Here is a 21,468-nt window from a genome sequence, read left to right on the forward strand (position 1 = left end):
CGCATCCGGACCAATGGCTGATACTCCCTCCGTCAGTGAGAAATACGCATCGCTGCGCCGTGTGGCACTGTATCGTCCGGCGCTGACGGGGAGTATCGTCGCCGCCAGCCTCTTCGTGATGCTGCTGGAAGGCGTCGGCCTCTCGTTCCTGTTTCCGATACTCGACGCCGCACAGGCCGGGCAAGGCCTCCCGCTTCAGGCGGACGGTGTTACCGGTCAGTTCCTGTCCGCGTACGCCGCCGCCGGACTGCCGCTCACGCTCGAATCCCTGCTACTCGGCCTCGCGTGCGTGATGGTCGTCCGGTTCACGGCATCGTTTGCGGTGAAATGGCTCGCGGCGAAGCTCACACAGGCGTACGAACGCGACCTCAAAAACCGGGCCTACGAACTGGCGATGAACGCGTCGGTCGCCTACTACGACGACAAGGGGTCCGACGACATCATGAACACGATTCTGACACAGACCCGGTACGCCGGCCGTGTCATCGGCCGGATTATCCAGTTCTTCCAGCAGGGAATCCTCTGTCTGGTGTACATCGGAATCGCACTGGCTATCGCGCCGATGCTGGCAGTCGGTGCGGCTGTCGCTCTCGGCGGGGTCACGGCGCTCATCAGATACGGCATCGAGCCCGGGTACGCCGTCGGCGACCGTGTGGCGACGGCAAACGAACGGCTGCAGGAGACAACACAGGCGGGGACGCAGGGTATCCGTGACGTGAAGCTGTTCGGCATGCGCGACGGACTGCTTGCCGAGTTCCGGGCCACGCTCGACCGCTACACTGCAACCAGCATCGCCGTTCGCCGGAACGAGGTCGCAATCGGTAGTCTCTATCGGCTCTCGGTCTCGCTGCTCCTGTTCGGTCTCGTCTACGTCGCAATCAGTTTCCGGGCGCTGTCGATCGCTGAACTCGGCGTGTTCCTGTTCGCGATGCTCCGACTCGCGCCCCGACTGAGTTCGCTCAATTCTACCATCTACGCCATCGAGGGAGAGCTACCACATCTGGTTCGCACCCACCAGTTCATCGACCGCCTCGAAACCCAGCAGGAACCGACCGGTGGGAAGCCGGTCCCGGACTGCATCAAGGAAATCGCGTTCGAGAACGCCTCGTTCGCCTACGAGGACGAGCCAGTACTCGCGGACTTCTCGATGACTGTCGAGCGAGGCGAGTTCGTCGGTATCGTCGGCGAGTCCGGTGGCGGCAAATCGACAGTCGTCTCGCTTCTCACTCGGCTCTATACCCCGGACAGCGGTGAGATCCTGGCGAGCGAGACGCCGATTTCGACCTATGCACTCGACGAATGGCGTGACGCTGTTGCGATGGTTCGACAGGACCCACATATCTTCAACGATACGTTGCGGTACAACCTCACTGCCGGTCGGGATATCTCCGACGAGACACTCTACGAAGTGGCCGAGAAGGCCCTCGTCCTCGAATTCCTCGATGACCTCCCGCAGGGGCTCGACACAGTGCTGGGCGACGACGGCGTGAAACTGTCCGGCGGGCAACGCCAGCGGGTCGCACTGGCCCGCGCGCTGCTGACGGACGCAGAGATACTCGTACTCGATGAGGCCACCAGCGACCTCGACTCGAACCTGGAACGGCAAATCCATCGAACCGTCGAGACGCTCGACGGGGACCAGACCGTGATCGCAATCGCCCACCGGCTCTCGACCGTCTCGAACGCCGACCGAATCTACACTGTCGAGGACGGGCAGGTCACGGAACAGGGCAGCCACGCCGAACTGCTCGACGACGACGGGACGTACGCGGAGTTGTACGCGTTGCAGGGAACGGCGGCCGCGAAGTCTTTCAGCGGCTGAGCCGCTCTCACCGGAGCGGTCGCACTGCTTGAATCAGACCTCTCGGCGACGTCCTTTCGGCACCTGTGACCTGAGTTCGCCGTAGACGTACAGGCCGACGCCGACCGGTTCGGCCTCGCCGGCGAGGTCGTGGGTGACGACCAGATACCCCCAGTCGCCGTCCCAGTCGAGTTCCTGGTCCTCGCCGGCCACGAACGCTCGGGCAGCGTCCTCATCGAGGTGGATGACGTTCTGGCTGGCGTGCTCTCCGAACCGCTGGACGGACTCCAGCGTCGGTTTCCAGTGTTCCTGGCGCGTCCGCAGGAACGTCATCCCCAGGCCCTCGATATCGACAGGCGATGGCGGACTCCCCTGATACAGCCACAGTTTGCCAGCACCACGTTCCCAGAACGTGTACCCCTCGAAGGTCTCCGGCGGGACGCCGAAGCGTTCAGCCCAGAAGTCGAGCACTTCTTCGCGGGTCGCCCGCTCGGGGTCCTCGCGCTCCTCGTCTGTCTCTGGGAGCCGCGTGAACTCCGTGCTCTGGTCGCTCATTCCGCGGGCACCTCCAGTTTCGCACAGAAGAACCCGCCCGTGTCGTTGTGATGCGGGTAGATGCGCTTGGCGTTGGTGACGCTGGGGTCGAATCTCTCGTCCTGCCACTCGGTGATTCCCGGTGCGTGGTCGAGCGGGAGGTCGTAGTCCACGATCTCACAGGCGACCTCGTCGAGCACGTAGTCAAGCACGGCCTCGTTTTCCTCCGGAGCGAACGTGCAGGTGGAGTAGACGACGGTTCCGCCCGGTTCGGTCACTTCGATGGCCCGTTTGAGGATGCCCTTCTGGACGCCGGAGATGCCTTCGACGTGCGAGAGCGTCCAGTCCTCCAGCGTATCCGGGTTCTTGCGGATGGTCCCCTCACAGGAGCAGGGCACGTCGACGAGCGCGCGGTCGTACTCTTCGCCGCCGAAGGGCTTGAGCGAGTGGTTGCGGCCGTCCTCGTGGGTGACGGCAACCGTGGTCGCGCCCAGCCGCTCGGTATTGGTCCGCAGCGCCGAGATCCGCCCGAGGTTGTTGTCGGTCGCGACGACTTCGCCGGTGTCCTCCATCAGCGCGGCGAGCTGGGTCGTCTTGCTCCCCGGTGCTGCACAGGCGTCCCAGACTCGCTCGCCGGGCTGGGGGTCCAGTACGGTCGCCGGAATCACGGACACTTCCTCCTGCCCGTGAATCCAGCCGTGGAAGTACGGCCAGTTCGCGCCGGGGGAGTCCTCGGGCAGGACGAACAGGCCGTCGTGCCAGTCGACGGGGTCGTAGGCGATGTCCGCGTCCGCAAGCGCCGTTCGGACCCGCTCGACGGAGGCTTTGATGGTGTTGACCCTGACAGCCGACGGCAGCGGGCGTTCACACGCGTCGATGAACGCCTCGAAGTCGTCGATGATGGGTCGGTAGCGGTCGAGTGGTTCCATTGTCCGGCGTTCGCTGGCGGTCGGTTTGTGGGTTTCGAACGGCACCGGCCCATGGCTTTCAAGCCGCCGGCGGCCGATACCCGAGGTATGGCACACATACAGGTCCACCGCGACGACATTTCGCTCGATTCCCCGACACTGGTCGAGGGGCTCCCGGGCGTCGGACTCGTCGGCAAGATAGCCGCCGACCACCTCGTCGACGTCTACGACATGGAGTACTACGCATCGGCCCACTGCGAGGGGTTGCCAGAGATCGCCGTGTACGGAACGGACGACCCGGCGGTTCGCCCGCCGGTCCGGCTGTACGCTGACGAGGGCCGTGACCTGCTAGTCCTCCAGAGCGATGCCCCGATCTCCCCGTCCGGCGCGAAGGAGTTCGCCGGCTGCATGGTCAGTTGGTTCGAGGCCAACGACGCGACGCCGATCTACCTCAGCGGCCGTCCTGCCGAGAAAGACGGTGTTCCGGACGTGTACGGCGTCTCGACGGGTGACGGGGCGGCGATGCTAGAGGAGGCAGACGTGGACCCGCCCTCGGAGAACGGCGCGATTACCGGGCCGACCGGCGCGCTGGTCCACGAATCACAGCGGGTCGGGCTGACGAGCATCGGGCTCATCGTCGAGGCCGACCAGCGCTTTCCTGACCCGGAAGCGGCTCGGGCGCTCCTGCAGACGGCGATCAGCCCGCTGGCCGACTTCGAGGTCGACACCGATGCGCTGGTCGAGCAGGCCGAGGAAATCGGTCGAGCCAAGGCACAACTTGCCCAGCAGCTCCAGGAGAACCAGGAGGAGAGCACGAGCGCACGGCCGCTCGGGATGTATCAGTAATGGCGGGCGCAGACGACATCATACGTGGGTTACTGGTCGTAATTATCGTCGGTATCGGCACGGTCCTGGGGTGGGTGCTGTTTGTCAGAACACCCGACAACCTCGCCCAGTTGCTCGGCGTCCTGTTGGTCGTCGCTGTCGCCGTCGCCACAGCCCGTATCGGCAGCAACATCGCCGGCTCCCTACTCCCAGCACACAACGTCGCGGAGGTCGCCGTCGAAGGGCCGATCAGCCGTGACGGCGGTGGCGGCATCACCAGTCCGCCGGTGGGCGCGTCGGCCGACGACATCGTCGAACAGATAGACCGTGCCGACGCGGACCGGGGCTCAGAGGCGCTGCTCCTGAAACTGAACACGCCGGGCGGCGAAATCGTCCCCAGCGAGGACATCCGCATCGCCGCCGAGGAGTTCGACGGCCCGACCATCGCCTACGCCACGGACGTCTGTGCCAGCGGCGGCTACGACATCGCCGCCGGCTGTGACGAGCTCTGGGCGCGCGAGGGCTCTATCGTCGGCTCGATCGGCGTCGTCGGCTCGCGGGTCAACGCCAAGGAACTGGCCGACCGCCTGGGCCTCTCCTACGAGCAGTTCACCGCCGGCGAGTACAAGGACGCCGGCGTTCCGCTGAAGGAGATGACCGAGGACGAACGCGAGTACCTCCAGGGCATCGTCGACGACTACTACGACCAGTTCATCGACACCGTGGCCGAGGGCCGCGAGATGGACGCCGAGACGCTCAAGGACACCGAAGCGCGCATCTTCCTCGGTGACGAGGCCGAAGAGCGTGGGCTCGTCGACCGGCTCGGCACGCGCGACGACGTCAAGGCGAGCCTGGAGCAACGGCTGGGCGAGGCTGTGACGATCAAGGAGTACGAGCCTGAGCGCGGATTGACGGGCAAACTCCGCGGAGGCGCACAGCAGGTCGCCTTCGCCCTCGGCGCGGGTATCGCCGGCGTCGCCGACGGTGATATCGAGGGCCTCTCCTTCCGGCGATAGCTCGGGAGGTTTTTTATTCGGGGACCGCCTTCGCCGTAGTGTGACAACGCTGGTGGTGTGTATCGACAGGGACAGTCCGGCCGCAGCGGCGTGTCCCGTCGTCGGCCGCGACGCCGTCGAGTCACTCATCACGCAGACGGGCGTCGTTGACCCGGAAGACAGCCGGGTCAACTGCCTCCTCGAGGGGCTCGCAGTCGCGGACGAACTCGAAGCCGAGGGGTCCTCGCCGGTCCTCGCCGTCGTCGGCGGCGGAAGCGACAGCGTCGGTTCGGACCGGGATATCGCCGGCCAGATCGACAGTCTGGTCGCCGAGCACGACCCGGACTCCGCGGTCGTCGTCGTCGACAGCGCCGACGACGAGCGGCTGGTTCCCATCATCGAGAGCCGCGTCCAGGTCGACGCCGTCGACCGGGTCGTCGTTCGTCAGGCCCGCGACATCGAATCCACGTACTACCTGCTCAAGCAGTTCCTGGCAGACGAGGAACTGCGCAAGACGGTGCTGGTCCCCGTCGGAATCATCATGCTCGCGTTCCCGCTGTTGCTCGTCGTCACCAGCCCGACGATTGCCGTCGGCGCTATCGCGGCCGCCATCGGCGTGTTCCTCATCTACAAGGGACTGGGTATCGACGCATACCTCTCCCGACTTCCCAGCCAGACCCGAGAAGCCCTGTACTCGGGACAGGTGTCGCTCGTGACCTACGTCGTCGCCGCCGGCCTCTCGCTCGTCGGCATCTTCGCCGGCGTGTTGGGCGTCTCGGCGGTCGGCGATATCAGTCCGTTCCTGCTTGCGAACCGCTTTGCCTTCGCGTCCGTGCCGTGGCTGACCGGCGCGGCGCTGGCCGCCTCGCTCGGTCGCCTGCTGGACGAACTCATCCAGCAAGAGGGGGTCCGGAGCGCGTACGTGAACCTCCCCTTCGGTGCGGTCGCGGTCGGGCTCGTCGTTCGCGGCTTTTCTGCGTACTTCCTCGAACGCGGTGGCGTGTTCGAGCCGTTTCAGGTGCCGGAGACGAACCTCGGCATCGTTCAGGTCCAGGGGTTCATACTGGAGGCGGGGACCCGCCTCGGGCTGTTCATCCTCGCAGGTATCCTCATCAGCATCGTCGGCGTCCGGGTGGCGACCTACGTCAGCCACACCGATATCGAGGACGAACTGGTGGAATAGACAGCGATTTACGCCGCCGCCGGCTACCGGCGGCTATGACAGACGGCGCGTGGGTTTCGCTGTTCTCCGGCGGCAAAGACTCTTCGTGGGCGTTGTACCGAGCACTGGAACGGGGCCACCCTGTCGAACATCTGGTGACGGTCCACCCGGAGGGCGACTCCTACATGTACCACGTTCCGGCGACTCGACTGGCCCGCCTGGCCGCCGAGAGTATCGGCATCCCGCTGGTCGAAGTCGAGCCCGATGACTTCGAGGCTGACGACGTGCTCGACTCCGGCGACCAGGGCGACGCCGAACTCGAACCGCTGGAGGCCGCGCTACGCGAACTCGACGTCGAACTGGACGGCGGCATCACCGGCGTCACCGCCGGCGCGGTCGAGAGCGAGTACCAGACGACCCGCATCGAATCGATGGCCGACCGCCTCGAAGCCAACGTGTTCGCGCCGCTGTGGCAGGAAAACCCTCGTGACCTCGCCGACGCGATGCTCGACGCCGGTTTCGAGATACGGATCATCCGCGTGGCCGCCTACGGCCTCGACGAGTCCTGGCTGGGTCGCACGCTCGATGCCGACGCGCTCGACGAACTGGAAGCGCTCAACGATGAGTACGGCGTCCACATTCTCGGGGAAGGCGGCGAGTTCGAGACGCTCGTCACCGACGGGCCACACATGGACCGCCGGATCGAACTGGAGTACGAGACGGAGTGGGACGGCAGTCGCGGGACACTCAAAATTGAAGACGCGTGGCTGGCGTGACTTTGTATCGAAGCGGCTAGGCGGGGTCAGTCCCCGTTCGTCAACTGCGTATGCGCACCGATGAGCGCGCCGGCGAGGTCCAGACTCTCGACCTGTGTATCCCGGTCGATAATCGACTCGCGGATGTCCGAATCGAGGATAGTCGTGTCCGGGAACACGATGGTGCCGTCGAGGCTGGAGTTGACGATTTCGGCCCCCGAGAGGACGTGGACGTTCTCGCCGAGCGTGGTGTTCTCGATGGTGGCGTCCTCTGCGACGACGTTGTCGCCGTCGAGTTCCCACGCGACGGCCTCCAGATAGCTTTCGGGCGTGCCGATATCGTACCAGGCGTCGTCGAACGTGAACGCCCGGACGGGGCCGTCGTCGACGAGCCACTGGATGAACCAGCCGGGTTCGTCGGGGTTGTTCCCGTCGTCGAGGTACTCGCCGAAACGAATCGCGTCGGCCGGGAAGGCGTAGCAGGCAATCGAGACGAGCGTGCTGTTGGGGTCGTCGGGCTTCTCTTGAAAGTCCGTGACCTCCTCGCCGTCCAGTTCGATGAGGCCGTAGGAACTCGCCTTCTCCCGCGAGCCGACATCGTAGGCGGCGAGCGTGGGGTCGTCGTACTGTTCGAAGTAGTCGATGAACTCCGCGATGTCGAAGCTGATGAGGTTGTCGCCGGCGATGACCAGCAGGTCCTCGTCGCCGACCCCCTCCCGGTCGACCAGCTGGGCGAGCGCGCCGACGACGCCGAACTTCTCGTCCTCTTCGGCGGTTTCCTCGACGGTCAGGGACGGCTTCTCGAAACTACTCGCGGCGATGTGGTCACGGAAGTCATCGGCAAAGCGCTGGTTCGTACTGACGAACACGTCCGAGATGCGATCGTCCTTCTCCAGTTCGCCCAGAATCCGGTCGATGACAGTCGTCTCACCGACGGGAAGCAGCATTTTGGGCCGGTTCTTGGTGACAGGCCAGAGCCGGGTGGCGTATCCGCCTGCGAGGACAATCGCTTTCATGTCCGGAAGCAGACAACCAGAATACAAGTTCTTTTTCATCGACTGGACCGCGGCACTTATCGGTGGCCCGCAGTATCACCCCGTATGACTGGTGACGACACCCCGGTCGACGCGGAGGCCGGCGACGCGAACCTCACGGAGAAAATCAACCAGACGAACGTCGACAAGCGCATTGCGAGTCTGGAAGCGGCCTACGACGAGGTCCCGGTCACCGAGGAGACCTTCGAGCTGTCGCCTGACGAATACGTCGACGTGTTCGCTGCGACACGCGGGACCGGCTACTCCGGGAACAGCGTCGTGTTCGTCACCCGTGACGGCTCCGATTTCCCGGAGCTAAGCGACCAGATACCCGACCAGGCGGCCGACGACACCCGCGACCGCGTCCTGCTAGTGCTAGGCCGGGGCGCTGACATGTGGGCGCTGCCGGGTGGCGGCAAAGGAGACGAATACGAATCGGTGCAAGGGACCGCCGTCCGCCGCGTCAACGAACAGACCGGCATCCGCTGTACGGTCACCGGCGTCGCGGAAGTCGTTCACTCGAAGTACTATCCGGACACCGACGCGCAGGGGTCGGTACACACGCTAGACATCTACCTCGAAGCGGCGTACAAGAAAGGCAGTCTCGACGTGGACGAGTCGGAACTCGTGGGAGCGGCGTGGTTCGCGGAGCCGCCCGAGCGGCTCACGCCCGGTGCCGAAGAACGGTTTGCAGCGTTGCTCGACGGCGAGTGAATCCGGGACCGGGACGAGAAGCCGATTAGTGTTCGACTAACTCCACGAGCACGCCGCCGGTCGTCTTCGGATGGAGAAAGGCCACGTCGTGTCCCCACGCGCCGGGCCGCGGTTCCTCGTCTATGAGGTCGATGCCGCAGTCGCTGACTGTCTCTAGCGCGGCGGAGATGTCGTCCGTCTCCAGAGCGACGTGATGGATGCCCGGCCCGTTGCTGTCGAGATATCTGGGAATCGCGCCGCCGGCGTCCGGCAGCGGCTCTAGCAGTTCGAAATAGCCGTTGTCCATCTCCAGGAACGTCACCTGCAGGCCGTCGAACGTCTCCTCGTGGACGACCGGTGTTTCGAAGGCGTCGGCGAACAGTTCCGCGAGCGGGGCGGCGTCGTCGGTGGCGATGCCGGCGTGGTCGAATCGCATGGGCGGACATTGGCCGCCCCGACATATAGTTGGGAAGCCATCGGGCTAAGGCGGTCCGCCCGAAAGGCAGCGGTTCACTGCCGGAGGGAGACGAGGAGAACGAGGAACCCGAGCCCGATGGCGACGGACTCGACGATGTGGACTATTTGGAGGTCGAATCCGGCCACCTCGAAGAGGACGCCCTCGATCAGGACACCGAAAGTCATGATGGCAAAGCCGATGGCGGCGCTCCGGAGGTACTGGGCTCCGGTCCGGCGGTACGCCGCGACGCTGTAGTACGTGATGGTCACGCCGAGCAGCAACACCGTGAGGCGTGCACCGACGAGTACCAGCGTGGTCACGGCGGTCATTCGTCTGCCCCTGGTCGGTCCAGTACCCTGTTTCCGCCGTAGAGGGCATAGAGGATGAACAGCATCCCCAGGGCGACGACAGCGGTCTGTATCGTCCCGGCATCGAAGATGCTGAGACCGACGACATCGAAGAGGATACCCTCGAGGACGGCTCCGATGCTGATGAACACGAATCCGACGGCGACGTACCGGAGCGGGGCGCTGTCGGTACGCCGGTATCCACGGTACGCCTGGTACGCGATGGCGATACCGAGCACGGCGGTGACTATCTTGGCGATGACAAGTTCGATGTGCATGGTCAGTCGTTACGCATTTCGTTCCAGATGCGGGCAAAGCGGTCCGCGGCGTCTTCCTCGACCTCGACACGGATGTCGAATCCCGTCTCCTGTTTCAGTCTGACATCGACCCGGTCCAGGACGGCCTCGTACTCGCTGTAGTGGTGGCCGTCCGGGTCGACGTGGGTCCGTTCCGTGATGAACCCACGGTCGAGGAGGTCGTTGACCCGTCGAGAGACGGTCGCCCGCGACATCTCGCACTCCTCGCTGAGTTCCTTCCCTGACTTCGGGCCCCGACGGGTCGCCTCGAGTATAGCCCGCGAGTACTCGTCATCGAGAACGGAGAACACCTCCGCCGCGGCATGGTCGGAGCTCACGTATAGAGGTACAGCCAGCCAGATATATAAACGGCCATCGGTTTGCTGGCTCAGCAAATCGGCTATCCGGACTTTATGAGTGGAGGGGGTACGTTCACCTGTGATGACGACCACCAACCCTACTCGCCGACGGATGGTACAGCTTGTCGCCGGGGCCGCAGCCGCCGGACTCGCCGGCTGTTCCAGCTCCGGCGGTCAACCGGGCGGCGGGACGGAGAGCGGCCACGAGGAGACGGAAACCGGGCACCACGAAGAGACGGAGGACGAGCACGGCCACGAGGAGACGGAAACCGGGCACCACGAAGAGACGGAGGGCGAGCACCACGAGGAGACAGAGAGCGGTCACGGGCACGAGGACGGCGGTCACGATGAAATAGGCGAACCGACCGACCACGCCGAGGTCAAGATGATAACGAAGGACGGCGAATACCACTTCGCGCCCCACGTCGCCCGCGTGAACGTCGGCGGAACCGTCACCTTCCACAACGAGAGCGGGAGCCACTCTGCGGCGGCGTATCACCCCGACAACGACAAGCCCCAGCTCGCTCCCGACGGGGCGGCATCCTGGGACAGCGGTCTGTTGACCGAGCAGGGGGCGACGTTCAAGCACACCTTCGAGACCGAGGGCGTCTACCACTACTACTGTGAACCCCACGAGAGCCTGGGGATGATTGGGAGTGTCATCGTCGGCGAACCCGACGCCCACGGCCAGCCCGCGCTGGAGGACCCGCCCGCGGAACTCGGCGAGACGCAACGAACCAAGATCAAAGAACTCAACGAGCGCGTCAACGAGGCGCTCGGCCACACCCACTGATTCGCCCGCCACGGAGTACCACGCCGCTCTCGTCATCGGCCCGTATCTGGCCGCAGGGTAGCATTTTACTCGTTATCAACGCTAGCCGATGCCCGACACCGAGTTCGGCTATATCACTCCAGCGCCCCTGTCTGTGTTCGCCGACGGGGTTAGCTGCCGGTGACAGGGGGCACTCCGCCCACGAGCCCGACTCCACTGCCACGTTCGGCCGTTTGTGAGGGGGTCCTGCCGACCCACGGTCACACCATCGTCGCCGACCCTGCGAGGGCGGCCCACTCCGTCGAGTCGCTGCTGGACCGACCCGGTAGACGGAGCTGGTCGAGACGGCCTCATTACCGGGGTCCTGGGGTCCCATCGCGGCCAAGCCTACCTGGACGTGCGACGGTATCGCCCGGAGCGGCGTGGTGCAGACGCTCGTCAGCTTCGGCTTGGGGCGTGTCCAGAGGCCGACAGGCCGGATGAACGTGGTCCGGGCCAGCTAGCCGGCGGCTGGCGTGTCAATCCAGCCGTCATTCGGGACAAAGACCAAGCCGACCGGAACCTTTGGAACCGAAAGCGCGGCGTTACATCGACGAGCCGGGCTGGTACTCACCGAACACGTCCCGGAGCACGTCACACACCTCGCCGGTCGTGGCGTACACCTTCACGGCGTCGATGATGTAGGGCATGACGTTCTCGTCGCCCTCGGCCGCCTGCCGGAGTGCGTCGAGTTTCGCCTCGACAGCCTCGTCGTCACGCTCCTCCCGGACGGTGGCGACGTTGTCTTGCTGGGCCTGTTCGACGGCCTCGTCGACCTCCTCGATGTCCTGTTCGCCCTCTTCCTCGACCTGATACTCGTTGACGCCAACGATGACGCGCTCGCCCGCCTCCTGTTCGCGCTGGCGCTCGAAGGCCACGTCCTGAATCTGGCGCTGGACCCACTGCTCCTCGATGGAGCGGCGCATCCCGCCTCGTTCGTCGACCTCCTCGATGAGTTCGCGGGCCTCGGCTTCGAGTTCGTCGGTCAGGGACTCGACGTAGTAGCTCCCGGCCAGCGGGTCGATGGTGTCGGCTGCGCCGGATTCGTGCGCGAGAATCTGCTGAGTCCGCAGCGCGGTCCTGACTGACTGCTCGGTCGGGAGGCCGATGGCCTCGTCTTTGCCGTTGGTGTGGAGGCTCTGGGTTCCGCCGAGGACCGCCGCAAGCGCCTGGTAGGACACGCGAACGACGTTGTTCTCGATTTGCTGGGCGGTCAGCGTCGAGCCGGCGGTCTGGGTGTGGAACTTCAGTTGCTTGGACTTTGGGTTCTGGGCGTCGAAGCGCTCGTCCATGATCTTCGCCCAGAGGCGCCGGGCCGCCCGGAACTTCGCCACCTCCTCGAAGATGTTGTTGTAGGAGGCAAAGAAAAAGGAGAGCTGCGGGGCGAACTCGTCCACATCGAGGCCGGCTTCGATGGCGGCTTCGACGTACTCGATGCCGTCGCCGAGCGTGAACGCGATTTCCTGAGCGGCCGTCGAACCGGCTTCGCGGATGTGATACCCCGAGATGGAGATGGTGTTGAACTTCGGCGTCTCGGCGGCGCAGAACTCGAAGATGTCGGTGATGAGTCGCATCGACGGCTCCGGTGGGTAGATGAACGTGTTCCGAGCGATGTATTCCTTGAGCACGTCGTTCTGGATGGTTCCGCGGAGTGCCTCGCGGTCGACGCCCTGCTTGTCGCCGACGGCGATGTACATCGCCAGCAGCACCGACGCTGGGGCGTTGATTGTCATGCTCGTCGAGACTTCGTCTAACGGGATGCCGTCGAACACGGTCTCCATGTCGTCCAGCGAATCGATGGCGACGCCGGTCTTGCCGACTTCACCGGCGGCCATCGCGTGGTCGGAGTCGTAGCCCATCTGCGTCGGGAGGTCAAAAGCCATCGAGAGCCCGGTCTGGCCCTGGTCGAGCAGGTAATTGAACCGCTCGTTAGTCTCGGTCGCGGTCCCCATCCCGGCGTACTGACGCATCGTCCAGAGTCGGCCCCGATAGCCGGTCGGATACACGCCGCGGGTGTACGGTTCCTGGCCGGGGAAGCCCAGGTCCTCCTCGTAGTCCATATCGGAGATGTCTTCGGGGGTGTACAGACGGTCTACCTCGTGTCCCTCGGTGTCCGTGGTGAACGTCTCCTTGCGTTCGCCAAAGCGGTCGACGGTGGGCTGGACGTCGTCTTCCTCCCACTGAGCCTTCGACTCCCGTATCTCCGCCAGCTCGTCGGGGTCAAACATGGACGGATTGTCGGACGGCGGAGGCTTAAGGGTTCTTAAATCCTTCACGGTTTGTAATGCGCGTCCCACCGTGAGACGGTCGCGCGCTGTTCCGAGGCGGGTTTATATCGTCGGTATCTATCGAGGACGTATGCCAATCGAACCGGGAGACGGCGTCACTATCGAGTACGTCGGCCGCTTCGAGGACGGGAGCGTCTTCGATACGTCACGTCCCGAAGTCGCCAGAGAGCACGGACTCATCGAGGCACAGGGCGTCGAGGCGAGCGAGTACGCACCGCTTTCCTTCACCGTCGGTGCGGGGGAGATCATCGAAGGGATCGACGAGGCTATCGTCGGAATGACTGCGGGTGAGGAGGCCACCGTCACAGTGCCGCCAGCAAAGGCTTACGGGGAGTTCCAGGCCGACCGCGTCCGCGAGTACGACCCGGAGACGTTCGAGGGTATGGTCGGAAAAGAGCCGGAGGTCGGGCTCCACGTCGAGGCCGAGAACGGCCTCCACGGGGATGTGACTGCGGTCCGCGACGACGCTATCGAGGTGGATTTCAACCACGAGCTGTCCGGCAAGACGCTCGTGTTCGATATCGAAGTCGTCGATGTCAGATAATCAGTCTGTCGTCGGCAGGTAATCGGTCCGTCGTCGGCAAATAATCAGTCGCCCGTGTCGTACTTGTAGGTCGCTTCGTCGGGGTCGATGCCGAAGTCCTCGGGACCCTCCTCCGGCTCGGATTCCTCGGACTCGCCGGCACTGGCCCGCTTGAACCGTTTGCGGAGGTGCCCCGGTACTTCGAAGCGGTCGAGGGCCACCCGGAGCGGCACCGCGTCGGGCTGGATGTTCTCCTGTTTGGTCGCGAGTCGGTCCCGGAGCGAGTCAGGGAGTTGCGCCGGCTCGATGCGCTCGAAACCGAACTGCGCGAGGTACTCGGAGGCGTTCGTCAGCGAGTAGACGGTGTCGAACCCCTCGTCGCCGGCGTACTCGACCAGGCGCTCGATGACGTGTGCGCCGACCCCCTGGTTGCGCCATACGGGCAGCACGCCGATACTCGTCAGTTCACAGACGGACTCCTCGTCGCTCTTGTGAATACGGATACGGCCGAAGCCCGCCTTTTCGTGGCTCTCCTCGTCGATAGCGACGACGTAGTCCCGGGATCTGAAAGCCGTCTCGTCCAGCCCCATCTCCTCGATACGGTCGAGCAACCAGACTTCCTCTCGGTTTTTCGCATCCCGGACGTACATACTCGAAAGTTAACTGCCGCAGTCAAAAGGGTTTGCGGCGTGACTGGCACGGTCGGGTTACGTGGCGGAGAGGCAATCACTAAGAGAGTTCAACATGATTGATTACCCATGATCTCGCTCGAGATGGACATGGTCCAGTACGACTGTCCGTATATCGACACAACACGGGACTACGAGGTGTCGTTTCTGGCCAAGCAGTGGGATTTCCACCCTGTCGAGCGGGAGTTGGAGACGCGGATCATGGTCAACGGCGCGGACTGGGAGGAACTGGATCGCGGGCTGAACGCGCTGGAGACGCACGATCACATGGAGTCCTATCAGCTTCTCCGTCGGAAGGGCGACCTGGCGCTCATCCGCTCGCGCATCGACGAGACGAACGCGATGAGCGTCATCCGCGACCACAGCGGCTACATCACCGGGCCGTTCCGCATCCGTGACGGCTCGGAAATCTGGCACGTCGGCTTCGACACCGAGCGAGTCGCAGAGGGGACGCTGTCGGAACTGGAGCGGGACAACGACTACACCATCCGGTCCCGGGAGTCGGTCGACCTGGAGGACTACTACGACCTGCTGCAGAACATCGACTCGGCAAAGCGGCTGGTCGATGGCTGCCGGGAGCTGTCGGATGTCGAACGGGACACATTGGAGAAAGCCGTCGAAGGCGGTTACTTCGACACGCCTCGGGACGCGACCCTGTCGTCGCTCGCCGAGGAGTTCGATGTCTCCAAGATGGCTATCTCGAAGAACCTCCGGCGCAGTCAGCGGAAGATACTCGACCGCGTCACGACGGCGATGAACGACGTGACCGAGTAGGCCACCGGTCCGGTGCTCCGGTTTTCCGCTACTCCGTACCGCTCCCTTGCATCAGCTTCTGGATGTCTTCGTCGGCCGCCAGTTCTTCGGGGTCGCCGCTGGCGACGATGTCGCCCCGTTCGATGACGTACAGGCGGTCGACGACATCGGGGACGTGCGTGACGTTGGACTCCGCGATGAGCACCGCGATGTCGCGGTCGTTGATGGCTCGGATGTAGCGCTTGAGGCTCTCGACGACGACCGGGGCTAGCCCCTCTAGCGGTTCGTCGAGGATGAGCAGGTCGGGCTGAAGCGCCAGTGCCCGGCCGATAGCGACCATCTTCGCCTGGCCGCCACTGAGGTTCTGGACCTTCGCGTCCCGGCGGTCATCGAGTTCGGTCAGCACGTCGTAGACGCTCTCGATGACCGCGTCCTCGTCGTCGATACCACGGGCCTTCCCACTGGTCCAGATGGGGAGCCGGAAGTTTTCGTCGACAGTCATCCCGGTGAACAGCTTCCGGTCTTCGGGCTGGTAGCCGATGCCTCGCTTGGGTATCAGCTCCGAGCGGATGCTGGTCAGCTCCTCGCCGCGGAACGTGACTGAGCCGCTCCAGACCGGCGTCAGGCCCATGATGCCGCGAAAGGTACTCGTCTTGCCGGCCCCGTTGCGGCCGACGAGACCGACCGCCTCGCCGGCGTTCACGTCGAGGTCGATGTCCTCGGTCACCTGGAACCCCTCGACGGCGGCGTTGAGACCGCGAACTGACAGCAGGGGTTCGCTACTCATCGTCGCCCACCCCCAGGAGGAGCCGCCGGAGTTCGTCGTCGGTTTCGAGCATCGTCGGCGGGCCGACGCCGTGGACGGTTCCCTGGTGGAGCGCCACGACGCGGTCGGCGTACTCGGTGACGATGTCCATGTCGTGCTCGATGGTGACCGTCGTGACGCCCTCGGCCCTGCCGACCTCGACAATCGTCTCGATGACGTACTCCTTCTCGCGGGTCGAGACACCGGAAGTCGGCTCGTCGAGCAAGAGGTAGTCCGGGTCGAGGCCGAAGGACATCGCCACGTCGAGCAGCTTCCGGTCGCCGTGGGGCAGTTCCTCGGCGAGGGTGTCGGCGGCGTCTTCGAGCCGGAACTTCGCAAGCAGTTCATCGACCTTGGTCTCCACTTCCGCGTGGCCGTCGGCCATCGAGAACAGGCTCCAGGTCTTGCCCTGTTCGGTCAGCACGACCGTCCGGAGGTTCTCCCGGACCGTCATCTCCTCGAACACCTTGACGACCTGAAAGCTCCGGGCGATACCGGCGTCGACACGACCGTTTGCCGACATGCCGGTGATGTCGTCGCCGTCGAGGACGATGGAGCCTTCGTCCGGCGAGAGAAAGCCGGTGAGGAGGTTGATGAACGTCGTCTTGCCGGCTCCGTTGGGGCCGACGATGAAGACGAGTTCGCCCTCGTCCTTGCCGAACTCGAGCGTGATGTCGTCAGTTGCGACCAGTTCACCGAAGGACTTCCGCAGGTTGCGTGCTTCGAGCATATCAGTCGACTCCAAAAAGGATTATTCGCAGGCTGGTCAGCGCTTCTGTCACTTTCCGTTCTATCGATTGCACGGCGGTCCGCCCCCACGTCGACAGGACGGACGGCTCTCGACGCAGTTCATTGAGCCGCGTGTTGACGATGCCGCCGGACCGGAGCGATCCGACGATACCCCTCGGGAAGCCGTACACCAGGATCAGGAGCACTACGCCCGTCAGGAAATCGTAGTACTGGGTCACGTCCTGGCCCACGTCCTGCAGGAAGACGAGGACGACACCGCCGATGAGCGGGCCGACCAGCGTCCGGAACCCGCCCAGAATCGCCATGAACAGGATGTCTCCGGACCGGAGGAAAAACAGCGTCCCCTCCGGACGGACGTACTGGCGGACGACGGCGTACAGGCCGCCCGCGACGCCGCCGTAGATGCCCGAGACGACGAAGGCGGCCCAGACGTACCGCCGGACCGGCAGACCAATGAACCGCGCTCGGGTCCGCTCTTGCCCGATGGCGTCAAGCGCGTTGCGGAACGGCGACTGCGTGATGCGGTACATCACGAACAGGCCGATGAGGATGACGACCACCGTCAGGTAGTACGTCAGCACCTGATACACGTCCGGGCTGAACGCGGTCCCGAACAGGAGCGGCTGGTTCGCCGGCCCCGGTCGGATGGGGAGCCCGTCGCTTCCCCCGAGTGCGCTCTGCCCGAGCGCGATGGCGTACAGGAGCTGGCCAAAGGCCAGCGTCAGGAGAGCGAAGTACAGCCCGGTGTGTCGCAGCGATAGCGCCCCGATGATAGCCGCCATCACCGTCGCAGCCGCGATAGCCCCGAGCAACAGCAGGCCGACGCTCTGGACGCCAGCGTAGCGGGCCAGCACTGCGGTCGCGTACGCGCCGGTGCCGAAGAAGGCCGCGTGGCCGAACGACGTGAGCTTCGTGTGCCGAAGCAAGAGGTTCAGCCCGACCGCCGCGAAGCCGAACAGCAGGCCCTGATGGATGACGCTGAGCTGGAGGCTGTCGGAGAGGCCCGCGATGTCCGGGATGACGAACAGGAACACGACCCCGAGGACGAGGAAGGCGGCCTCCCGGCGGGTCACTTCGACCCCGAGGAAGCGATACGCTGGCGTCCCGTCACGGTCGACGCGCTCCGGCATCACGCTGTCTCACCCCACGTCCCGAACAGGCCCTCGGGCTTGACCAGCAGGATGAGCGCCATAATGGCGAACGGGGCGGCGATTTCGCCCGGCGGGTACAGCGTGATCATCCAGCTCCGGATGACACCGACCAGAAGCGCCCCGACGAACGCGCCTCGGAGGCTGCCGAGGCCGCCGATGACGATGACGACGAAGGATAGTACCAGCGGATTGGTGCCCATTTCGAGCGTTGCCGACGTCGGCGGCACTGCCATCGCACCGGCGAAACCGGCGAGGAACGCACCGAGCGCGAACACGAGCGTGAACACGCGGTCGGTGCTGACGCCGATGGCGGTCGCCATCTCGCGGTCGATGGCGGTCGCGCGGATGATACGGCCGGTTTTCGTGCGCTCGAAGAACCAGAACAGGCCGACGACGACGACCGACCCGACGAGGATGACGAACACGTTGTAAGTCGGGTAGTTCAGCCCGACGAGTTCGCTCGTCGGAATCGTGTTGATGGCGCTGTAGACGGCGTCGGTCCGTATCGAGCTGTCCCCCCAGATGAACTTCTTCACGTCGAGGAGTATGAGCAGGAGGGCGAAGGTCAGCACCAGCTGGTACACCTGGTCGCGGTCGTAAATCTGGCGCAGGAACACTGCTTCGAAGAGGGTCCCGACGGGGAGGAGGATGGCTGCCGTCACCAGAACGGCTGCGAGGACCGCGAGAACGAACACGGCGGTACCGACGACGCCGCCACCCGGTGGGCCGACGATGCCGATGATAAACCCGAACACGCCGATGGCGGTGTACGCGCCGATGGAGAACAACTCTCCGTGGGCCAGGTTCAGGACGTCCAGGATGCCCAGGATGACGGTCAGTCCCGAGGCGATCATGAACAGGATGAACCCGAACTGGATGCCGTTGAGCGTCTGGACGAGCGCGGCTGTGGGTGTTACGGCCATGGCTCGGTATCAGGCGCTCCAGCTATCCAGCCAGTCGCTGCCGGTGACGCCCGGCGGCGGCGCGGTCTCGGTCGCCGCGTAGGTGTTCACGTCGTCGAGCCTGGCCGCGCCGAGGTCGTCGTCGTACACCATCTGCCCGGCGAAGGAGTTCGACGCTCCCTGGTGGTCCTCGGCGATGTTGTGGTAGCCGGCCGGCGTGAAGAAGCCGTGGCCCTCCAGGACCTGCGCGATCTGCTCCTGGCTGGGGTAGGTCCCCAGCAGGTCGATGGCCTTCTCGGTGGCCGTCGCCCAAGCGGTGACCGCGCCGTAGCCGCTCATGTAGTGTGCGGTCGGGACGGTCACGCCCTCCTGCTGTGTCGCGGCGTCGAACAACTCGCGGCCGGGCTGCCAGTTACCGAGCGCCGGCAGGCCCCAGTAGTAGTTGCGCGACCCGGAGTAGATGTCCGTCCCGGCCAGTGCATCGCCCGGCACGTCGCCGGCCGCGCTGTACAGCGTCGTGCCGAACACCGTCGTGTTCTCGAACATGTTGTTGGCGTTCGCCTGTCGGACGAACGTCGTCACGTCGCCGCCCCACAGGCTGGAGAAGGTCACGTCCGGCTCTTCGTTGTTGATCGAGGTGATGTGGTTCGACATGTCGCTGGCCCCCAGTTCCGGGAACCCCTCGTAGACGATTTCGGCGTCCGTGAGCTGCTGGATGGCCTGTGTGAACACCCGCATCTCGTCCTCGCCGAAGGAGTAGCCGGGGTTGACCCCAGCGACGGTCGAGATGTTGTCAGCGCCGATGCGTTCGACGGCCTCCCGAGCCATCGTCACCACTTCCATGATGTCGTAGTTCTGGAAGCGAAAGGAGTAGGTCGGGTCAGGGACGGTCTCCTCGTAGAGTGTCGTCACCGTCCCGTCGGTGCTGACGTTAATAATCTCGTTTTTCTCGATTTCGGGGGCTATCTGGCTGTGCGTGCCGCTGGAAATCGGGCCGAACGTGACCTCTTTTCCTTCTTCGATGAACTGGTTGTAGCTGTCGAGCGGATTCGACCCCTCGTTGACCACGTCCAGCTCGATCTCGCGCTGCCCGCCGATACCGCCCGCTTCGTTGATGCGCTGGACTGCGAGTTCGGCCCCGCGCTGGGCCTGGATACCGAGTACGCCCGGTGCGCCACGCGTGAACGTCAACAGCCCGGCCTGTATCGGTTCGTCGGATATCTCGCCTCCGGACTGCCCGCCCTGATCCGCTGTTTCACCGTCGCTCAGCAGCGTCGAGCAGCCAGCGAGTGCTGCGGCGACGGCCGAGCCGCCGACGGCGGAGAGCAGTTGTCGCCTGCCGATGCCACCAGTGTCATGGTCCGTTGTCGTTTGTTCCATAGGTGTGTCCCAATACGCCCGGACTCGTCCGGGCTGTCTGGTCACGCAGTGTGTGCCACGCTCACAGGGATGGCTGGCTCTTCCGACGTAACCCCCGAATAACGGGAGGTTTACACGTAAACCACGGTGGCCGGTGAGACGGCGGAACGGTGTTCTCACCCCGAATTGCAGGAGTTCCGCAGCAGCCAGTCGGGTATACATATCAACCCGCCCCTATTCGGGCATGACTGGAGAACGTGTGACCGAATGGCATCCAGCACCTCTCACGAACGCCTCGAAGTCGAGTCCATCGACGAGTCCTCGATCCTGTTCGTCGACGACGACCACTACACGAGCGACACTGTCTGTCTGGTGACCGGCGGCGGGTCGGGCATCGGCCGGGCGACGGCGCTGGCGATGGCCGCCAACGGGGTGACCGCCGTCGCCACAGATATCGACGAGGAGGGGCTCGACGAAGTCGCGGCGACCGCGACGGACCTCGACCTCGAGGGGGCCGTCGAGACCGTGGCCGGCGACCTCGCGAGCGACGCGGACATCGAAACCATCGTCGAGACGGCCGCCTCCCACGGCACTGTCCGCTACCTCGCCAACATTGCCGGCCTGCAGCACATCGACGCCATCGAGGACTTCCCGATGTCGAAGTACGACCAGATGCACGACGTGATGTTGCGAGCCCCGCTCGCGCTCTCGAAACAGGTCATTCCACACATCCGCGGGACCGACGACGGCGTCGGTGCCATCGGGAACATGGCGTCGGTCCACGGCCACTACGTCACCTCGGACAAGGTGGCCTACAACGTCTCGAAGTTCGGCCTGCGGGGGCTGACGCAGTCTATCGCCGCCGAGGGCGGCGACGGACTCCGTGGGTTCTCCATCAGTACGGGCTACGTCAAGACGCCGCTGGTGGTCGACCAGATTCCCGACACCGCCGAGCAACGTGGCATCAGCGTCGACGAGGTCATCGACGACGTGATGCTGGGTCAGGCCCGAGTCAAGGAGATGATGGACCCCATCGACGTAGCGAACCTCTTCGTGTTCGGCTTCTCGACCCACGCCGACCATCTCAACGGCGGGGACCTGCTGTTCGACGGCGGAATGACAACGACCTACGAGTGAGACAGTGACGTGTGAACGTGAACTGCAGCGGCCCGCAACGCACGCGCTGCGGGACCGGGCTCCCCCGGACGGCCCACGGGCGTATGGTGCCCCGGGCGGCGGTACGAGTTTATACCAGACGGCCAAACACTACG

The 21,468-nt window shown here is 64.7% G+C and carries 24 protein-coding genes; 10 read left to right on the forward strand and 14 right to left on the reverse strand.

Going from position 1 to position 21,468, the window contains the following annotated elements; all coding sequences use genetic code 11:
* Nucleotides 1-13 precede the first annotated feature (13 nt).
* Nucleotides 14-1,822 carry an ABC transporter ATP-binding protein gene (locus VI234_RS11015; protein WP_336330027.1) on the forward strand — a complete coding sequence of 603 codons (1,809 nt, stop codon included), beginning with the start codon at nt 14-16 and terminating at the stop codon, nt 1,820-1,822.
* A 33-nt stretch (nt 1,823-1,855) separates the two neighbouring features.
* On the opposite strand, the gene VI234_RS11020 is transcribed toward VI234_RS11015, so the two are convergent.
* On the reverse strand, nt 1,856-2,356 hold the full coding sequence (locus VI234_RS11020; protein WP_008309530.1) for a DUF7122 family protein: 501 nt from the start codon (nt 2,354-2,356) through the stop codon (nt 1,856-1,858).
* The gene (locus VI234_RS11025) at nt 2,353-3,264 is read right to left on the reverse strand and encodes an RsmB/NOP family class I SAM-dependent RNA methyltransferase (RefSeq protein WP_008309528.1); all 912 of its coding nucleotides are present in this window, start codon (nt 3,262-3,264) and stop codon (nt 2,353-2,355) included. Before VI234_RS11025 ends, VI234_RS11020 begins: the two co-directional genes overlap by 4 nt.
* A 51-nt stretch (nt 3,265-3,315) precedes the next feature.
* On the opposite strand from VI234_RS11025, the gene VI234_RS11030 reads away from it, so the two are divergent.
* From VI234_RS11030 to VI234_RS11045, 4 genes are read left to right on the forward strand one after another with little or no spacing between them, the layout of a single operon-like run.
* Nucleotides 3,316-4,089, forward strand: coding sequence for a proteasome assembly chaperone family protein (locus tag VI234_RS11030; RefSeq protein WP_336330028.1), 774 nt, complete (start codon nt 3,316-3,318; stop codon nt 4,087-4,089).
* Nucleotides 4,089-5,084 carry a signal peptide peptidase SppA gene (sppA, locus tag VI234_RS11035; protein WP_336330029.1) on the forward strand — a complete coding sequence of 332 codons (996 nt, stop codon included), beginning with the start codon at nt 4,089-4,091 and terminating at the stop codon, nt 5,082-5,084. The genes VI234_RS11030 and sppA overlap by 1 nt, the downstream gene beginning before the upstream one ends.
* A 40-nt stretch (nt 5,085-5,124) precedes the next feature.
* Nucleotides 5,125-6,246, forward strand: a complete 1,122-nt coding sequence (locus VI234_RS11040) for a DUF373 family protein (RefSeq protein ID WP_336330030.1) — start codon at nt 5,125-5,127, stop codon at nt 6,244-6,246.
* Between the two features lie 35 nt (nt 6,247-6,281).
* On the forward strand, nt 6,282-7,001 hold the full coding sequence (locus tag VI234_RS11045; RefSeq protein WP_336330031.1) for a diphthine--ammonia ligase: 720 nt from the start codon (nt 6,282-6,284) through the stop codon (nt 6,999-7,001).
* Nucleotides 7,002-7,027: 26 nt separating this feature from the next.
* Here the strand turns inward: VI234_RS11045 and VI234_RS11050 are convergent, their stop codons facing one another.
* On the reverse strand, nt 7,028-7,996 hold the full coding sequence (locus VI234_RS11050; protein WP_336330032.1) for an NDP-sugar synthase: 969 nt from the start codon (nt 7,994-7,996) through the stop codon (nt 7,028-7,030).
* Between the two features lie 84 nt (nt 7,997-8,080).
* Here VI234_RS11050 and VI234_RS11055 point away from each other — a divergent pair, with 84 nt between their 5' ends.
* The gene (locus tag VI234_RS11055; RefSeq protein ID WP_336330033.1) at nt 8,081-8,728 is read left to right on the forward strand and encodes an NUDIX hydrolase; all 648 of its coding nucleotides are present in this window, start codon (nt 8,081-8,083) and stop codon (nt 8,726-8,728) included.
* Between the two features lie 25 nt (nt 8,729-8,753).
* On the opposite strand, the gene mce is transcribed toward VI234_RS11055, so the two are convergent.
* The 4 genes from mce to VI234_RS11075 form a co-directional block, all read right to left on the reverse strand.
* Complete coding sequence (gene mce / locus VI234_RS11060) at nt 8,754-9,143, reverse strand: methylmalonyl-CoA epimerase (RefSeq protein WP_336330034.1); 390 nt, start codon at nt 9,141-9,143, stop codon at nt 8,754-8,756.
* A gap of 74 nt (nt 9,144-9,217) precedes the next feature.
* Nucleotides 9,218-9,493 (reverse strand): DUF7521 family protein, encoded by a 276-nt coding sequence (locus VI234_RS11065; protein WP_336330035.1) that lies wholly within the window; start codon nt 9,491-9,493, stop codon nt 9,218-9,220.
* Nucleotides 9,490-9,789, reverse strand: a complete 300-nt coding sequence (locus VI234_RS11070) for a DUF7521 family protein (RefSeq protein ID WP_336330036.1) — start codon at nt 9,787-9,789, stop codon at nt 9,490-9,492. Before VI234_RS11070 ends, VI234_RS11065 begins: the two co-directional genes overlap by 4 nt.
* Before the next feature lie 2 nt (nt 9,790-9,791).
* On the reverse strand, nt 9,792-10,145 hold the full coding sequence (locus VI234_RS11075) for an ArsR/SmtB family transcription factor (protein WP_336330037.1): 354 nt from the start codon (nt 10,143-10,145) through the stop codon (nt 9,792-9,794).
* 103 nt (nt 10,146-10,248) lie between these two features.
* On the opposite strand from VI234_RS11075, the gene VI234_RS11080 reads away from it, so the two are divergent.
* Nucleotides 10,249-10,959, forward strand: coding sequence for a cupredoxin domain-containing protein (locus VI234_RS11080; protein WP_336330038.1), 711 nt, complete (start codon nt 10,249-10,251; stop codon nt 10,957-10,959).
* Nucleotides 10,960-11,522: 563 nt separating this feature from the next.
* Here VI234_RS11080 and VI234_RS11085 read toward each other — a convergent pair.
* Nucleotides 11,523-13,205, reverse strand: coding sequence for an acyl-CoA mutase large subunit family protein (locus tag VI234_RS11085; RefSeq protein WP_336330039.1), 1,683 nt, complete (start codon nt 13,203-13,205; stop codon nt 11,523-11,525).
* Between the two features lie 130 nt (nt 13,206-13,335).
* Between VI234_RS11085 and VI234_RS11090 the strand changes: the two genes are divergently transcribed.
* Nucleotides 13,336-13,809, forward strand: a complete 474-nt coding sequence (locus tag VI234_RS11090) for an FKBP-type peptidyl-prolyl cis-trans isomerase (RefSeq protein ID WP_008309516.1) — start codon at nt 13,336-13,338, stop codon at nt 13,807-13,809.
* Between the two features lie 44 nt (nt 13,810-13,853).
* Here the strand turns inward: VI234_RS11090 and VI234_RS11095 are convergent, their stop codons facing one another.
* Nucleotides 13,854-14,438, reverse strand: coding sequence for a GNAT family N-acetyltransferase (locus VI234_RS11095; protein WP_336330040.1), 585 nt, complete (start codon nt 14,436-14,438; stop codon nt 13,854-13,856).
* Nucleotides 14,439-14,546: 108 nt separating this feature from the next.
* On the opposite strand from VI234_RS11095, the gene VI234_RS11100 reads away from it, so the two are divergent.
* Entirely contained in the window at nt 14,547-15,251 is a 705-nt protein-coding gene (locus VI234_RS11100; RefSeq protein WP_336330041.1) for a helix-turn-helix domain-containing protein, read from the forward strand.
* Nucleotides 15,252-15,279: 28 nt separating this feature from the next.
* On the opposite strand, the gene VI234_RS11105 is transcribed toward VI234_RS11100, so the two are convergent.
* The 5 genes from VI234_RS11105 to VI234_RS11125 are packed head-to-tail and all read right to left on the reverse strand — an operon-like array spanning nt 15,280 to nt 20,218.
* The gene (locus VI234_RS11105; protein ID WP_336330042.1) at nt 15,280-16,017 is read right to left on the reverse strand and encodes a branched-chain amino acid ABC transporter ATP-binding protein; all 738 of its coding nucleotides are present in this window, start codon (nt 16,015-16,017) and stop codon (nt 15,280-15,282) included.
* Nucleotides 16,010-16,765 (reverse strand): ABC transporter ATP-binding protein, encoded by a 756-nt coding sequence (locus tag VI234_RS11110; protein WP_008309509.1) that lies wholly within the window; start codon nt 16,763-16,765, stop codon nt 16,010-16,012. Before VI234_RS11110 ends, VI234_RS11105 begins: the two co-directional genes overlap by 8 nt.
* A 1-nt stretch (nt 16,766) precedes the next feature.
* Nucleotides 16,767-17,915 (reverse strand): branched-chain amino acid ABC transporter permease, encoded by a 1,149-nt coding sequence (locus VI234_RS11115; protein ID WP_336330043.1) that lies wholly within the window; start codon nt 17,913-17,915, stop codon nt 16,767-16,769.
* Nucleotides 17,915-18,859 (reverse strand): branched-chain amino acid ABC transporter permease, encoded by a 945-nt coding sequence (locus VI234_RS11120; protein WP_336330044.1) that lies wholly within the window; start codon nt 18,857-18,859, stop codon nt 17,915-17,917. The genes VI234_RS11115 and VI234_RS11120 overlap by 1 nt, the downstream gene beginning before the upstream one ends.
* A gap of 9 nt (nt 18,860-18,868) precedes the next feature.
* Entirely contained in the window at nt 18,869-20,218 is a 1,350-nt protein-coding gene (locus VI234_RS11125) for an ABC transporter substrate-binding protein (RefSeq protein WP_008309503.1), read from the reverse strand.
* Between the two features lie 246 nt (nt 20,219-20,464).
* Here VI234_RS11125 and VI234_RS11130 point away from each other — a divergent pair, with 246 nt between their 5' ends.
* The gene (locus tag VI234_RS11130; protein WP_336330045.1) at nt 20,465-21,334 is read left to right on the forward strand and encodes an SDR family oxidoreductase; all 870 of its coding nucleotides are present in this window, start codon (nt 20,465-20,467) and stop codon (nt 21,332-21,334) included.
* Nucleotides 21,335-21,468 lie beyond the last annotated feature (134 nt).

Source organism: Haloarcula sp. CGMCC 1.2071, assembly GCF_037078445.1.
Classification (GTDB): Archaea; Halobacteriota; Halobacteria; order Halobacteriales; family Haloarculaceae; genus Haloarcula; species Haloarcula amylolytica.

Coding starts and splice junctions, on each gene's coding strand:
- VI234_RS11015 (WP_336330027.1), top strand. CDS start 14: ATGGCTGATACTCCCTCCGTCAGTGAGAAATACGCATCGCTGCGCCGT.
- VI234_RS11020 (WP_008309530.1), bottom strand. CDS start 2,356: ATGAGCGACCAGAGCACGGAGTTCACGCGGCTCCCAGAGACAGACGAG.
- VI234_RS11025 (WP_008309528.1), bottom strand. CDS start 3,264: ATGGAACCACTCGACCGCTACCGACCCATCATCGACGACTTCGAGGCG.
- VI234_RS11030 (WP_336330028.1), top strand. CDS start 3,316: ATGGCTTTCAAGCCGCCGGCGGCCGATACCCGAGGTATGGCACACATA.
- sppA (WP_336330029.1), top strand. CDS start 4,089: ATGGCGGGCGCAGACGACATCATACGTGGGTTACTGGTCGTAATTATC.
- VI234_RS11045 (WP_336330031.1), top strand. CDS start 6,282: ATGACAGACGGCGCGTGGGTTTCGCTGTTCTCCGGCGGCAAAGACTCT.
- VI234_RS11050 (WP_336330032.1), bottom strand. CDS start 7,996: ATGAAAGCGATTGTCCTCGCAGGCGGATACGCCACCCGGCTCTGGCCT.
- VI234_RS11055 (WP_336330033.1), top strand. CDS start 8,081: ATGACTGGTGACGACACCCCGGTCGACGCGGAGGCCGGCGACGCGAAC.
- mce (WP_336330034.1), bottom strand. CDS start 9,143: ATGCGATTCGACCACGCCGGCATCGCCACCGACGACGCCGCCCCGCTC.
- VI234_RS11065 (WP_336330035.1), bottom strand. CDS start 9,493: ATGACCGCCGTGACCACGCTGGTACTCGTCGGTGCACGCCTCACGGTG.
- VI234_RS11070 (WP_336330036.1), bottom strand. CDS start 9,789: ATGCACATCGAACTTGTCATCGCCAAGATAGTCACCGCCGTGCTCGGT.
- VI234_RS11080 (WP_336330038.1), top strand. CDS start 10,249: ATGACGACCACCAACCCTACTCGCCGACGGATGGTACAGCTTGTCGCC.
- VI234_RS11085 (WP_336330039.1), bottom strand. CDS start 13,205: ATGTTTGACCCCGACGAGCTGGCGGAGATACGGGAGTCGAAGGCTCAG.
- VI234_RS11090 (WP_008309516.1), top strand. CDS start 13,336: ATGCCAATCGAACCGGGAGACGGCGTCACTATCGAGTACGTCGGCCGC.
- VI234_RS11095 (WP_336330040.1), bottom strand. CDS start 14,438: ATGTACGTCCGGGATGCGAAAAACCGAGAGGAAGTCTGGTTGCTCGAC.
- VI234_RS11100 (WP_336330041.1), top strand. CDS start 14,547: ATGATCTCGCTCGAGATGGACATGGTCCAGTACGACTGTCCGTATATC.
- VI234_RS11105 (WP_336330042.1), bottom strand. CDS start 16,017: ATGAGTAGCGAACCCCTGCTGTCAGTTCGCGGTCTCAACGCCGCCGTC.
- VI234_RS11110 (WP_008309509.1), bottom strand. CDS start 16,765: ATGCTCGAAGCACGCAACCTGCGGAAGTCCTTCGGTGAACTGGTCGCA.
- VI234_RS11115 (WP_336330043.1), bottom strand. CDS start 17,915: ATGCCGGAGCGCGTCGACCGTGACGGGACGCCAGCGTATCGCTTCCTC.
- VI234_RS11120 (WP_336330044.1), bottom strand. CDS start 18,859: ATGGCCGTAACACCCACAGCCGCGCTCGTCCAGACGCTCAACGGCATC.
- VI234_RS11125 (WP_008309503.1), bottom strand. CDS start 20,218: ATGGAACAAACGACAACGGACCATGACACTGGTGGCATCGGCAGGCGA.
- VI234_RS11130 (WP_336330045.1), top strand. CDS start 20,465: ATGGCATCCAGCACCTCTCACGAACGCCTCGAAGTCGAGTCCATCGAC.